The sequence below is a fragment of the Thalassospira sp. ABD4_177 genome (assembly GCF_056160125.1).
Genome location: NZ_JBSWWO010000001.1, coordinates 1,042,361 through 1,055,541, shown reverse-complemented (window position 1 = coordinate 1,055,541; position 13,181 = coordinate 1,042,361). Strand labels below are relative to the sequence as shown.

General features: G+C 55.8%; 11 protein-coding genes and 1 pseudogene. 8 read left to right on the top strand and 4 right to left on the bottom strand.

Annotated elements, in window-relative coordinates:
• Positions 1-41: 41 nt before the first annotated feature.
• Both ACXAF0_RS04860 and ACXAF0_RS04855 read left to right on the top strand, forming a co-directional pair.
• Positions 42-1,343, top strand: a complete 1,302-nt coding sequence (locus ACXAF0_RS04860) for an esterase-like activity of phytase family protein (RefSeq protein WP_475344295.1) — start codon at positions 42-44, stop codon at positions 1,341-1,343.
• A gap of 97 nt (positions 1,344-1,440) precedes the next feature.
• A complete protein-coding gene (locus tag ACXAF0_RS04855) occupies positions 1,441-2,424 on the top strand; it encodes an SAM-dependent methyltransferase (protein WP_475344292.1) in 984 nt (327 codons plus the stop codon).
• Here ACXAF0_RS04855 and ACXAF0_RS04850 read toward each other — a convergent pair.
• Positions 2,396-2,812: a GFA family protein gene (locus ACXAF0_RS04850; protein WP_475344289.1), complete on the bottom strand. Its 417-nt coding sequence runs from the start codon at positions 2,810-2,812 to the stop codon at positions 2,396-2,398. The genes ACXAF0_RS04855 and ACXAF0_RS04850 overlap by 29 nt on opposite strands.
• 237 nt (positions 2,813-3,049) lie before the next feature.
• On the opposite strand from ACXAF0_RS04850, the gene nadB reads away from it, so the two are divergent.
• The 3 genes from nadB to ACXAF0_RS04835 all read left to right on the top strand — a co-directional run bounded on the left by nadB (position 3,050) and on the right by ACXAF0_RS04835 (position 6,291).
• Positions 3,050-4,696, top strand: a complete 1,647-nt coding sequence (gene nadB / locus ACXAF0_RS04845) for an L-aspartate oxidase (RefSeq protein WP_475344286.1) — start codon at positions 3,050-3,052, stop codon at positions 4,694-4,696.
• Positions 4,697-5,146 carry an MOSC domain-containing protein gene (locus ACXAF0_RS04840; protein WP_475344285.1) on the top strand — a complete coding sequence of 150 codons (450 nt, stop codon included), beginning with the start codon at positions 4,697-4,699 and terminating at the stop codon, positions 5,144-5,146. It begins immediately after the preceding gene.
• 74 nt (positions 5,147-5,220) lie between these two features.
• Complete coding sequence (locus ACXAF0_RS04835; RefSeq protein ID WP_475344281.1) at positions 5,221-6,291, top strand: GAF domain-containing protein; 1,071 nt, start codon at positions 5,221-5,223, stop codon at positions 6,289-6,291.
• On the opposite strand, the pseudogene ACXAF0_RS04830 reads toward ACXAF0_RS04835, so the two are convergent.
• Positions 6,288-6,902, bottom strand: a pseudogene (locus ACXAF0_RS04830) (DUF4269 domain-containing protein). The gene ACXAF0_RS04835 and the pseudogene ACXAF0_RS04830 overlap by 4 nt on opposite strands.
• Positions 6,903-6,990: 88 nt before the next feature.
• Between ACXAF0_RS04830 and ACXAF0_RS04825 the strand changes: the two are divergent.
• Positions 6,991-7,947, top strand: coding sequence for an AEC family transporter (locus ACXAF0_RS04825; protein WP_475344276.1), 957 nt, complete (start codon positions 6,991-6,993; stop codon positions 7,945-7,947).
• On the opposite strand, the gene ACXAF0_RS04820 is transcribed toward ACXAF0_RS04825, so the two are convergent.
• Together ACXAF0_RS04820 and ACXAF0_RS04815 are read right to left on the bottom strand one after the other, a co-directional pair.
• Positions 7,948-9,039: a YHYH protein gene (locus ACXAF0_RS04820; protein ID WP_475344274.1), complete on the bottom strand. Its 1,092-nt coding sequence runs from the start codon at positions 9,037-9,039 to the stop codon at positions 7,948-7,950.
• 99 nt (positions 9,040-9,138) lie between these two features.
• Positions 9,139-11,013, bottom strand: coding sequence for an ABCB family ABC transporter ATP-binding protein/permease (locus ACXAF0_RS04815; protein ID WP_475344271.1), 1,875 nt, complete (start codon positions 11,011-11,013; stop codon positions 9,139-9,141).
• A gap of 252 nt (positions 11,014-11,265) precedes the next feature.
• Here ACXAF0_RS04815 and ACXAF0_RS04810 point away from each other — a divergent pair, with 252 nt between their 5' ends.
• On the top strand, positions 11,266-12,552 hold the full coding sequence (locus ACXAF0_RS04810) for a glutamate-5-semialdehyde dehydrogenase (RefSeq protein WP_475344268.1): 1,287 nt from the start codon (positions 11,266-11,268) through the stop codon (positions 12,550-12,552).
• Positions 12,549-13,157 (top strand): nicotinate-nucleotide adenylyltransferase, encoded by a 609-nt coding sequence (locus tag ACXAF0_RS04805; RefSeq protein WP_475344266.1) that lies wholly within the window; start codon positions 12,549-12,551, stop codon positions 13,155-13,157. Before ACXAF0_RS04810 ends, ACXAF0_RS04805 begins: the two co-directional genes overlap by 4 nt.
• The last annotated feature ends 24 nt before the right edge of the window (positions 13,158-13,181 follow it).

Here is a 13,181-nt window from a genome sequence, read left to right as displayed (position 1 = left end):
AGCTGCTTGTTTTTGTGAAATTTTCCAGGGGATTCCCAGTGATGAAACGGACTTTTGCAGCCGGTCTCTTCGGCGTTACGGCCATGCTGATGGCGGGCTCTGCCATGGCGGGCGAGGCCAAGGTTTTTGAAACCAAAAGTGCGATCAACAACCTGTCGACCGTTATGGTCGATGGCGGCAAGGCACGCGATCTGACCGTTGGTCTGGGCTCTGGCGCTTATCGCCGTCCAGGCGATCCGGGCAACATGTTCTATGCCGTGTCTGACCGGGGTCCGAACTTTACCTGCGCAAATGTCGAAGCGGTTCTGGGCGTCTCCGCCGATCAGGTCTGCAAGGGCCAGAAAGTCCGTGTCTATCCGACCCCGGATTATTCGCCGTCGATCTACACCATTTTCCTCAATGACAATGGCAGCTTTGACATCAAGGATGTCATCACGCTGAAAGACCAGAATGGCGTGCCCCTGACCGGGCTGACCAACAAGCTGACCGTCGCCAAAACCGAAAAGCCGGTTGATGCCAATGGCAATATGCTGGAACAGTCGGTGTCCTCGATCGACGCCGAAGGCATCATTCGCCTTTCTGACGGGTCATATTGGATTGGCGAAGAAAACGGTCCGTCGATCCTGCATGTCGCGGCGGATGGTACCGTGAATGAGCGCATCGTTCCGGCCGGCTCGGAAAAGGATTTCGAAGGATCAGCCTATAAGGTGACCGGCGGTCTTCCGGCCATTCTGGTCAAACGTCAAACCAACCGCGGCATTGAATCGATGGCGGTATCGCCAGACGAGAGCAAGCTGTACTTCATGGTTCAAAACCCGCTGGCCAACCCGGACAAGGCCGCCTACACCAAGGCAAAGAACACCCGCCTGTTTGTGTATGACCGCGCCTCTTCCAAACTGAGCGGCGAGTATATCTATCAGCTTGATGACCCACAGACCTTCCGCAATGATCCGTCGGGAAAACAAAACGCACCGCGTATTTCCGAAGTTCTCGCCCTTGGCAATGATCGTCTGCTGGTGCTTGAACGCACCAACAAGACCACCAAGCTGCATGAAGTCAAACTTGCCGGTGCGACCAACATCCTTGCCACCCGCTGGGATGACATGTCGACCAGCCCGTCGCTGGAACAGCAAAATGATCTTGGCAGCATTGATCTGGTCGCGGTTTCCAAGACGCTTCGTTTTGACAGTGCCGATTACCCGGAAGCGCCCAACAAGCTTGAAGGCCTGGCCATCATGGGTGACGGCGCGCTTGCCATGATCAACGACAATGACTTTGGTATCAAAGGCGATCCGACCAAGGTTCTTCTGATCGACGGTCTGGTCCAGGCTGACAAATTCTAAGTTGTCGCTTCCCTGATCGGCAATCACCGGCGGGAAAGCTGTCATGCAGCTTTCCCGCTTTTTTATTGGGTCAAAACGGCGTAAAAGCAGGCCCATGATGGAAAACACAAACATATTCGACACCCCGGACGGCATCGATGCCGTGATTGAACCCATGGATGCCACCGGCTATCTCGCCCCTGTCGGGTTTGAGGATCAGCTGGAAGCCGAACTTGGCGACGTGATTGAACGCCATGATCGCCTGATGTTTGCCCCGGGTCCCGAGCGGCGTGTTTTCTGGGCACAGAATGTCTGGCGCAATCCGGTGCGCATTGCCATCCCGTCGATCAAGGGGGCAGCCAAAATCCTGAAATTCAATCAGCGCAACTGGGCCCTGTTCAAGTTTGACCATTTTTCCCGTGCCAAGCTGATCGAAAGCCACCTGCCCCATGTTTCGGCCAAACGCCAAGTATTTGGCGAACCGGCCCCGACCGCACCGCTTGGGTCATGGACACTGATTGATCCCGACACCATCATTGCGGCAGCTGATTGTTCCAGCCCGTGGAAAAACGGCGATATCGAGTTTGAAGAAGACAAGGTCACGCCCCCGAACCGGGCCTACCTGAAACTGTGGGAGGCGTTCACCCGACTGGGCGCCTATCCGCAAGCCGGACAACGCACCATGGATCTGGGCGGAAGCCCGGGTGGCTGGACCTGGGTGCTGCATGAATTTGGCACCGATGTGATTTCCATCGACAAGGCGCGTCTTGATAGCAAGATCGCCAATCTGCCGCGTGTGGATTTCCGTCAGGAAAGTGCATTTGGCCTCGACCCGAAGGAAATCGGCCATATCGATTGGCTGTGCTCGGACGTGATCTGTTATCCGGATCGATTGTATCAGCTGGTCAATCAGTGGATGGAGGCCGATATGGCGACCAATTTCATCTGCACCATCAAGCTGCAGGGCGATACAGATTATTCCGCCATCACCCAATTTGCCGATATCCCGGGATCAAAGGTCGTGCATCTCTATAACAACAAGCACGAACTGACCTGGCTTAAGGTACCCGGCGTTACGGATCAGCCTGATCGAACATTTTAAGTGCTGGGTCTAGCTGATAATAATCGCCTTTATCAGCACAGAAAATCTGGCCTGACATAGAAAGCTGACTGGTATCATCAAGGGTACCGGGCATCACCGCCATGCTTTGTGATCGCAACGGTCGCCAGAAAATCCCCGTCCCGCACAGCTTGCAAAAGCCTCGATCCGTTTTGCCTGACATCCGATACCACCGCAATCCGGCCTCATCGATCAGGTGCAAGTCCTTGCGATCAAACCGGGCATAGGCACTGACATGGCCGTGCAATTTGCGACACAGAGAGCAGTGACACATCACCGGATTGTCAACCTGCCCCTGGATTTCAAAGCGCACCTTGCCGCAATGACAGCTTCCTGTGTGGTGATGCTGACGGGCCGTATCTGACGTCATCGGACTCTCCCTTGGTCAAGACGGACTGCACGACGCAAACCGGTTTGATGGTAACCCGATCGCGGCCTTATGCGCGATCAACAATGTTGCTTCGACGGTATTTCATCATACTTTTTCAGACAATTATGTTTGAGATTGGACAAAAGCAGTCCTATTCTGCGCCTCTGTTCGGAGCCTGATGTTGACGCCACCGCGCCAATTTCCGCCATCTGGCACCGCCCGAAAGTGATGGGAAAAATGTCCGAAAATTCTTTCCAGTATGATGTGCTGATCATCGGCAGTGGTGCTGCCGGTTTGTCCACGGCGCTTAAGCTTGCCCCGCACGTAAAGGTCGCCGTTCTTTCCAAGGGAAAGGTTGATGACGGCTCGACCAATTGGGCACAGGGCGGGATTGCCGCTGTGCTTGATGCCACTGACAGCATTGAAAATCACGTGCGCGACACCCTGGTCGCCGGTGCCGATCTGTGCAAACGTGAAACCGTCGAATTCGTCGCCACCAATGCGCCAAAGGCGATTGCATGGCTTGATGAACTGGGCATTCAGCTGACCCGTGATCCGAATGGCGACAACAATCAGCCATTCCACTTGACCCGCGAAGGCGGCCACAGTCACCGGCGTATTGTCCATGCCGCTGACGCCACCGGGCGCGCGGTTCAGACGACCCTTCAGGGTCAGGCGCTTAATCACCCCAACATCAAGATTTTTGAAAATTATCTGGCAATTGATCTGGTCACCGATCGCAAGTTCGGCGGCGAAGGCCGGCGTTGTATCGGGGCCTATGCGCTTGATCTTGATACCGGGCAGGTCAAATCCTTTAACGCACGCACCGTGATCCTAGCGACCGGCGGGGCGAGCAAGGTTTACCGGTTTACTTCAAACCCGGACGGATCGACGGGGGATGGTATTGCCATGGCGTGGCGTGCCGGCTGCCGCGTGATGAATATGGAATTCAGCCAGTTCCATCCGACATGCCTGTATCACCCGCAAGCCAAATCCTTCCTGATCTCCGAAGCCGTGCGCGGCGAAGGCGGCAAGCTGTTGCTGCCCGATGGCACACGTTTCATGGACCGGTTTGATGAACGGGGTGAACTCGCACCGCGCGATATCGTCGCACGCGCAATTGACCATGAGCTCAAACGACTGGGCGCGGATTGCGTTTACCTTGATATCACCCACAAGGGGGCCGATTTCATCAAGGAACACTTCCCGACCATCTATGAAAATTGCCTGAGCTATGGCATCGACATGACGAAACAACCGATCCCGGTTGTGCCGGCCGCCCATTATACCTGCGGCGGGGTTTTGACCGATCTGCGCGGGCGAACTGATCTGACCGGGCTGTATGCGATTGGCGAATGTGCCGGTACCGGTTTGCACGGGGCGAACCGGCTGGCGTCGAATTCGCTTCTGGAATGCCTGGTGTTTGGCGATGCGGCGGCAAAGGACATTGTCGAAGCCCTGCCGGTGCAGGATCATTTTAAACCGATCCCGGACTGGGATGAAACTGGCATTACCGATTCCGACGAGGAAGTCATTGTTGCCCATAACTGGGAACAGCTGCGCAACGTGATGTGGGACTTTGTCGGCATTGTCCGCACCACCAAACGCATGCAGCGCGCCCAGCACAGGGTGGATTTGCTGCTTTCGGAAATTGACGAATATTACGGCAACTTCCGTGTCACCAATGACTTGCTTGAGCTGCGTAACCTGTCGGTAGTCGCCAAGCTGATCATTCAGTCTGCGCTGTGGCGGCGTGAAAGCCGCGGCTTACATTACACCATCGACTATCCGGAGCTGGATGAAAGCGGAACCCCGCGTCAAACCATTCTGGTGCCGGAAAACTTCGCGGGTCGTTGGGTCATTTCCGGTCAGTGGAAAACATAAATGGTTATCAAGGCTGAACTGATTGGCATTGCACGCAAGGCCCGCTCGCACGCCCCGATGGAAACGCTTGATCAGGTTGATGTCACAACCGAACTTGGCGTTGACGGGGATTACCGTGGCAAACTGCGCCGGCGTCAGGTGACCATCCTGGCAGAAGAAGACTGGCAGGCGGCATGCGATGAGATTGGCCGTAGTGACATTCCATGGACCGAACGCCGGGCCAATTTGTATGTCCGCGGGATTGCCCTGCCCCGTTCCAAAGGCAGCAAACTTTCAATAGGTGACGTGGTTTTTGAAATCACCGGTGAAACCGACCCCTGCAATCGCATGGATGACGTTGCCATGGGCCTGCAAGACGCCTTGATGCCGGACTGGCGCGGTGGCGTAACCTGCCGGGTGATTGAGGGCGGCAAGATTGCCATTGGTGATCCGGTTAGCGATAAAAACTAGATCAAAGGTCACCTTGATTGCACGCCGGAACCGACTAGAATTCGGGGCATAAAACACGAAACGGGGGAAATCGGATGCACAAGGCAGTACTGCCCAAGGACGAGCTTGATCGTCAGAAGTCGCTTGAAAGCATGGGCATTCTGACCAGTGAAGCCGACCCGGAACTTGATCGCATCACCCGTGTTGCGCAACGCATTTTCGGCTCCGAAATAGTGGCGATTTCCCTGCTTGATAACGACCGCCAGTTTTTCAAATCCAACATCAACCAGCCGACATCGGAAACCCCGCGCGACGTTTCATTCTGCGGCCACGTCATCCATGACGATCAGGCCTTTTTCGTCGAAGATGCGGTCTCCGATGACCGGTTTCGCGACAATCCACTGGTTACCGGCGCGCCTTTTGTCAGATCCTATGCCGGCGTCCCGCTGACCAATCCGGATGGTTTCAAGATCGGAACCCTGTGTGTTGTCGACACCACCAGCCGCCAGTTCAGCGATGAAACCCTTCAGATTCTTGAAGATCTGGGACTGTGGGCTGAGACCATCATCGCGCTGCGTTACGGGGCAAGAACCCCGCAACAGGTCTATGATGACCTTGATCCGGCCAAACAGGAAATGCTGACCGATCCCAGAACGCGTTCATGGAATGCAGCGGGTATGACGGAATTCCTGCATCGCGAACTGATCAATGCGCGGCTCAAACACACGCCGATTGCCATCTACTGCTTTGAGGTCGATGACCATGAAAACCTTGTCAAAACATATGGCAAGGAAACCATGGAGCGCGTTGTTCTGGCCATTTCATCAGCGGTGACGTCATCGCTTCGCGATCGTGATGTTGTCAGCCGGGTTGACGATTATGGCTTTGCCTGCCTGATGCCCGGCGCGCGTGAGGAACAGACAAGCTTTCTTGGTTTCAAACTGTGCGATACGGTGCGTGAACAATGCCGCTTTACCGACGCCGATGGCAATCCGGTGCGCATCACGGTCAGCGTCGGTGCGACCTGGGCGGAACCCGAAGCCAAATTCAATTGCACGGCACGTGAAATCCTCGATATCGCCGCCAATGCGCTTACGGTCGCAAGAGATCAGGACATCGAAAACGTCGTCTATCACGCGTTGCCGGTATCAGGCGCGACGACCTAAAGCCTCGGCACTCGAAGCCGGGCCCGCATTTCCACCGGCGATAAATCCAGCAGTTCCGCCAGTGAGATATAGGGATCACCCACCAATCCCAGAAGCCGGGCAAAAGCCGGTTCGGTCTTAAGGCCCGATTGCTTGAGCTCACGCACGCGCTTGGAAAAATCATCCCCCATCAGCGACAGAATTCACGCCTCGACCAGCATATGGATAAAGCCGTATTGGGCTCGCGTCGGGCAATCTGTGGCAAAGATTTCGATGGGAAGACCTTCGCACTCAAAACGGACGACAAGCGCCTCATTCACATGCCTGGTGGCATCGCGCCGATGGCGGGTATAGCCATCGAAATGACCCAAGCACTGATCGGCAAACGCCCCGAACCCTGCCAGATCAGACACGTTGCACAGGATATCGATATCGGATTTCGGCGTATCGATCGCAAGCGGCAAGGTTCCGACAACCTCCGGATCACAGGGCGCCAAGTGTTCAAGCACCCGATAACGGCCCAGAATTTCGACCGCCCGCGCGCCTTGCGCGGATGCGCCCCTTAACAAAGCCAGCCCGGAAAAACTTTGTCGATCCAGCCCGTCAGGCCAATCCTTTACCGTTTGGTTCATCTTGGAAATCATTCCGTTTCTTGACCTGCACGCCAAAGCAGGGATAGCTCATAGCTGCGCGCACTTAAAATGAAAGCCTCTGGCACATATGCTTGATATCCTTGCCATTACGACACCGATCTTCCTACTGATTGCCATTGGCTATATCGCGGTCTTTCGCAACATCGTGCCGCAGCCGGTCGTACGTGGCATGGGGGCATTTGTCATCAACTTTGCCCTGCCGTGCCTGTTGATCCACGCCCTGATCGTGCGTGACATCACCGAAGTTCTTAATGCCGACTACCTGGCCGTTTATGGCGCCGGGTCGCTGATCGTGTTTGCACTGGGCTATTTCTTTGCCCGAGTCATCACCCGGAAAAGCCAACAGAACGCTGCCCTTCAAGGAATGGGCATGTCGGCCTCAAACAGCGGCTTTGTTGGCTATCCGATTGTCGTTCAATTGCTTGGCCCGACGGCGGCAATTGCACTGGCACTGTGTTTTATCATTGAAAATCTGGTGATCACACCGCTGACATTGATTCTGGGCGACAGTGCGCAAACCGAAGACGCAAACCGCTGGCATATTTGGCGCAAGACCTTTGTCCGCCTTGGTCGCAACCCGATTATTGTTGCCCTTCTGATCGGTCTTGCCATTTCGATTTCCGGCATCACTTTGCCCGGCCCGATATTCTCGGTGACTGATATGCTGGCATCGGCGTCTGGTCCGGTCGCACTGTTTGTCATTGGCGGCGGGCTAGTTGGCCTTAAGCTGCGCGGTTTGCGCTTTGACATGGCGCGCATCGTATTTGGCAAACTGGTGCTGCACCCGCTGATCATTTTCCTGTTGCTGGGCCTTGTGCCAGATCTTGATCCGATGATGAAAATCGCCGCCGTCACCTTTGCCTGCGCACCGATGTTTAGTGTCTATGCCATCTATGGCCAGCGTTATGGTCACGAAGGCATGAGTGCGGCTGCCCTGATGGCCGCGACCTTGCTGTCCTTCATCACCATCAGCACATCGCTTTGGCTGCTTGATAGCACGGCCGTCTTCGGACCCTTGCCCTGATTACCGTGGCGGGGGGCCGAATTTTGGACGTTGTCCGGGGAAGCCACCGCCCGGCGGCGGGCCACGTCGATCACCGCCGGGTCCTCCAACGGGACCACTGCCGGGACCACCAGGGCCACCGGGCCCCATACCACGCTGCCCCTTGGCAAAGCTTCGATCCGGCATCCCTGCCAGAAGGCGCGGAATAAACGGAAAGCTCTCGGTCACGAAATAGGCATAGGTGCCGTTTGGATATTCAGGCGTTACGGTTTCACGCCCATTGGCCTCGTCCAGATCACCCAAGCCAGGAACGAATTCGAAATCTTCGCCATAAGTGCCGTCATAGGTGCCGCCGGGTCCATTCGGACGTGTGCCGGATTTCACCCGCCATGAACTGCGCACGGCGACCACCGGTGATGCCGGATCGTTTGGATTGGAATAGCCAAACATTGCATAGATCGGAAAACCGTCGGCGGCAAAGCCGATGCGAATGGAATGCTGATCGGGCGACCAGCTTTTGATCAATCCCTTGGGCAAGCCATGATAATGATAGGTCCCGTCCGGCTGGACATGGGCATTATTCTGATCAAGGCCAAGATCGACCGTTGGCGAGATCGCCTCGTAACGCCAGCCGGACTGCCGATCACGCTGCCAGAACTCCGCTGTATAGGGATCAAACGGCACGCCATTGACAGCGACACCAAATGACATGTGATCAATTGATGAAAACCGTCCGGTTTTCGCCGGGTTCAGAGGCAAACGAAATTCAAGCGATTGTGCCTTGATGGAATTGGGATTCTTGCCGTTCGGAAAGCTGCCAGTCGCGTGATCCGGGATCGCATTGGATCGGATATAGCGATATTGATCGTCTTCACGCATGCTGACTTCGTTTGAGAAAGCCCAAGCCTGCTTTGTCGGATTAAGCACCATTCCGGCAAGCGGCAACATGCCCATCCCCACCAGAATGTTGCGACGCATGCGATCAACTTCTTCGCGCGTGTCCCCGGCATAATCACCTTCATCCATCGGTCCATGATGATGATGATCATGGCTATGATCATGTTGGTGTTCTGATGACGCTCCCTCAAGCGCATGCAGATCGCTTCGTGTCAATTTCCCCACCGGACTTCCCCCAAAACCAGTTGCGACGTCATCCCCATTATTTGGCGATGACGTCGCAAGGTTCCAGAACAATTTCACCCGGTAGGGCGGTCAGGTCGGAATTTCGCCCGCATGGGCGAGGATTTCCTCGGCCTCGCGGATTTCCTGTTGCTGGGCCCACATCTCGGCATACAGGCCGTCACGGTCCAACAATTCCTGATGGCGGCCACGTTCGGCGACTTGGCCGTCACGCAGCACGATGATTTCATCGGCATCAATCACCGTCGACAAACGGTGCGCAATAATCAGCGTGGTATGGCCACGCGACACGTCACGAAGTGCCTGCTGGATATCCTTTTCAGTTCGGGTATCAAGGGCTGATGTGGCTTCGTCAAAGATCATGATTTTCGGACGTTTAAGCAACATGCGCGCGATTGATACGCGCTGTTTTTCGCCGCCCGACAGTTTCAGGCCACGTTCCCCGACCATGGTTTTGAAGCCTTCGGGCAGACCTTCGATAAAGCCGTCAATGCTTGCAAGCTTGGCGACATTTTCGATCTCGCCCTGCTCCGCGCCGGGACGGCCATAGGAAATGTTATAGGCAATGGTATCGTTAAACAGAACGGTGTCCTGGGGCACGATGCCGATTTCGCGCCGAAGCGAATTTTGCGTCACATCGCGGATGTCCTGATCATCAATCGTGATCTTGCCACCCGACACATCATAAAAGCGGAACATCAAACGGGTCAGCGTTGATTTGCCCGCCCCGCTTGGCCCGACAACGGCAACGGTTTTACCCGCCGGCACCTCGAAACTCACACCCTTGAGGATTTCACGATCCGGGTTATAGAAGAAATGCACATCCTCAAACCGGATGGCGGCATTGCCGCACGCAAGGCCCTTCGCATCCGTCTTGTCTTCGACTTCCTTTTCCACATCAAGAAGCGAGAACATCCGCTCCATATCGGTGAGAGACTGTTTGATCTGACGATAGACAAAACCAAGGAAGTTGAGCGGCATGTAAAGCTGCAGCAGATAGGTGTTCACCAGAACGAAGTCACCCACCGTCATGCTGCCATCCTTCACCCCCTGGGCCGCCAGCAACATGTTCAGAACCAAGCCCACCGCAATGATCGCGCCCTGCCCGACATTGAGTTTTGACAGCGAGACTTGCGACTGCACCGCCGCGGTTTCATAGCCACGCAGCGCCTTGTCATAGCGGACCGATTCATGGGCTTCGTTATTGAAGTATTTGACGGTCTCGTAATTGATCAGGCTGTCGATCGCCTTGGTGTTGGCCTCGTCATCGCGCTTGTTCATTTCGCGACGGAACTTCATGCGCCATTCGGTGACCACCAGGGTGAAAACGATATAGATCACGATGGTGGTAAAGGTAATCAGCGCAAACCAGACATCATAAAGCGCCCAGAGAATGACCGAGACCATGACGATCTCAAGCAGGGTCGGCAAGATGTTGAACAGCATGAAGGACAGAAGGAATTCAATGCCCTTCACCCCGCGTTCAATTGCACGCGAAAGACCGCCCATCTGCCGATCAAGATGGAAGCGCAGCGACAAGCCATGCAGATGTTCAAAAACACTCAGCGCGGATCGGCGGATCGCACGTTGGGCCACCTTGGCAAAGACCGCATCGCGCATCTCGCCAAAGGCCGAGACGAGAATCCGCACAAGGCCGTAGCCAACAATCAATGCCACCGGCACAACGATCAGGGCTGTGGTATCGGCCGATCCGGATTGGGCCGCATTGGACGCGGCATCACCGGCCTTGTCGCCACCGCCAAGCGCATCAACCGCGTATTTATAGAGGACCGGGATATAGACATTGGCGACCTTGGCCCCAACCAGAAACAGCAGGGCCAGAACAACGCGTGCCTTAAGCTCAACCTCGCCGCGCGGCCATAAATAGGGCAGGAACGTCTTGATGACGCCGAACTCTGCACGCGCAGTCGGTTGGTCGGAACCCATATTTTTCAAAACCTTATCCCCAAGCAGGTACCGAACGGCATTGCGGTATGCGCACGGCATGTCATGTCTTTCTGTCATCAACAGATGGACCGCCGCGCCCTGTTTGGCAAGCATTCAGCGCGCTTTATGCATTCAAGGACATTGCAGATAGCGGGTTTGACGTCTATTTTGCCAATTTGTTGATAAAATCTCAGAACAAACGGCCAGATGCGCTTTTGCACAGGCCGGAAACACAGGAACGGAACCAGGACCATGACGGCGCTTGCCAGTATCGAAAGCCAGGATATCGCAGCATTGATGCGCGATATGGGAATCAAGGCCCGCAAGGCGGCACTCGAACTCGCACAGGTCCCGGCCGAGCCAAAGGAAGCCGCCCTTAAGGCTGCGGCGGCCAAGCTGCGTGAAAATTCCGATGCCATCCTTGCCGCCAACGCAAAAGATATGGACGCTGGCCGCGCCAAGGGGCTGACGGCAGCCCTGCTTGATCGTTTGGCACTTGATGCAGACCGCATCGAAGCAATTGCCAAAGGTGTCGAAGCGGTTGGCGCCCTGCCCGATCCTGTCGGACGTGAACTGGCCCGCTGGAGCCCGGAACATAACGGCCTTGATATCGCGCGTGTGTCCGTACCGCTTGGCGTGATCGGCATCATCTATGAAAGCCGCCCGAACGTGACCGCCGATGCCGGGGCCATGTGCATCAAATCGGGCAACGCTGCAATCCTGCGCGGCGGTTCGGAAAGCTTCCACTCATCGCGTGCGATCTTTGATTGCATGGTGGCTGGCATCGTCGAAGCGGGCCTGCCTGAAAATGCCATTCAGATGATCCCGGTCACGGACCGTGCAGCCGTGGGCGAGATGCTGAAACTATCAGATTACATCGATGTCATTGTCCCGCGCGGGGGCAAGTCGCTGATTTCGCGCATTACCGATGAAAGCCGCATTCCGCTATTCAAGCATCTTGAAGGGCTGTGCCATACCTATGTCCATGCCAGCGCCGATCCGCAAAAGGCCGTGGATATCGTGGTCAACGCCAAGATGCGCCGTGTCGGGATTTGTGGTGCGACCGAAACCGTTCTGATCGACAGTTCGGTTGCCGGGCGTCTTCTGCCCCGTATTGCCGAGGCACTGGTTAACAAGGGCTGCGAGTTGCGCGGCGACGAAACCGCACAGGCGATTGACGGCCGGATCAAACCGGCTTCATCCGATGACTGGGTCACCGAATATCTGGATGCGATCGTCTCCATCAAGGTGGTGTCGGGTGTTGAAGAAGCGGTTGATCACATCAACACGTTTGGTTCTCACCATACCGACGCGATCGTTGCCGAAAACGCGACTGCAACGACCACTTTCCTGAATGGCGTGGATTCCGGGATCGTGATCGTGAATGCATCGACCCAGTTTGCCGATGGCGGCGAATTTGGCATGGGGGCCGAAATCGGCATTTCGACCGGCAAGCTGCATGCACGTGGCCCGGTCGGAGTCGAGCAGCTGACCAGCTATAAATACATTGTCCGTGGTCAGGGCCAAACCCGTCCATGACCTCAGCGGCACCCAGATCACATGCGGCCCCACCCCGGGTCGGCCTGTTGGGCGGGTCGTTCAATCCCGCCCATGAAGGCCATCTGCATATCTCGCTCGAAGCGTTAAAACGCTTGCAGCTTGATGCTGTCTGGTGGCTGGTGTCGCCGCAAAATCCGCTCAAGTCATCGACCGGCATGGCCGACCTTGCCGACCGGTTTGATTCGGCACTGATGATGGCAAAGCATCCCCGCATTGTTGTTTCTGCAATTGAAACCGAACTTGGAACCCGCTATACGGCCGACACTCTTGCAGCCTTGCAACGCCGTTTTACCCGAACAAAGTTCGTTTGGCTGATGGGAGCAGACAACCTGGCCCAGTTCCATAAATGGAAATGGTGGGAAAGGTTGATTTTACGTGCTCCCATTGCGGTTCTTGACCGTGAGGGGTATTCTAACAAGGCATTGTCCGGAACCGCCGCGCGCCGTATGGAACGCTGGCGCATTCCCATGGACAGGGCGGGTTTGCTGGCCGATCTCGATGTTCCGGCCTGGGTATACCTGCCAATCAAGCGCCATCCGGCCTCTTCGACTGCAATTCGCGCCGAAGGCAGATGGCAGGTGTAAGCATCGCAGCGATGTGTTTGTCGG